Source organism: Treponema sp. R6D11, assembly GCF_054786075.1.
In genome coordinates this window covers 1-671 of the sequence record NZ_BDHD01000636.1, presented here as the reverse complement: position 1 = coordinate 671, position 671 = coordinate 1, and the positions used below count along the sequence as shown (strand labels likewise).

The window sequence follows — 671 nt, the reverse complement described above, 5'->3', positions numbered from 1 at the left end:
AACCCCCCAAAATTACCTGCTGTTTTTTTACCATTGGTACGGGGTTTATTTCCTTCCACACCGAAAACAATAAAAAACAAAACAACAAACGAGAAAAGAAAAAAAAAAAATGATGAGGAGGACGATAAAACAACCGCGCTTACAGGCGATGAACAAGACAATACCCTTACCTCGGCGGATTTTCCCGAAAAATCTGGAACAGAAGAACCCCCGAAACATGTTTTGGCGAAAAACAAAAACCCCGCCGATAAGCCAGAGCCTTCCAGTGATGATATTGATAATATTGACATAGACATTGATACAAGCAATACGGCAGACGAACAAGCCAAAACCGACGACGCCGATCTTGCTTCTGATGATTTTGCGAACATCTCGTTAGACGAAACAGCCACAGATGATGTTGCTTCAAACGACGCCGCTTCAGACGATGCCGGTCTTGCCGACGATGATTTTGCAGGCATTTCGTTAGACGACGACACAACCGCAGGCGATCTTGCCATGGACGATTTTGCCGACATTTCATCTGATGATAACAAAACATCAGAAGACGAAGCGTCAGCAGATGTTTCGTTAGATGACACTTCCTCTCCTGACATCGCGTCAGATGACCTCGCATCAGATGACCTTGCTTTAGATAACACCGGTCTTGCCGACGATGATTTTGCCGATAT

At 44.7% G+C, this 671-nt stretch carries 1 protein-coding gene; it reads left to right on the top strand.

Annotated features, from left to right (window positions below; all coding sequences use genetic code 11):
* Positions 1–33: 33 nt before the first annotated feature.
* Positions 34–671 (top strand): RNA polymerase sigma factor (locus ACYVTD_RS15195; RefSeq protein ID WP_461248547.1); only part of this gene is annotated, 638 nt, incomplete at its 3' end.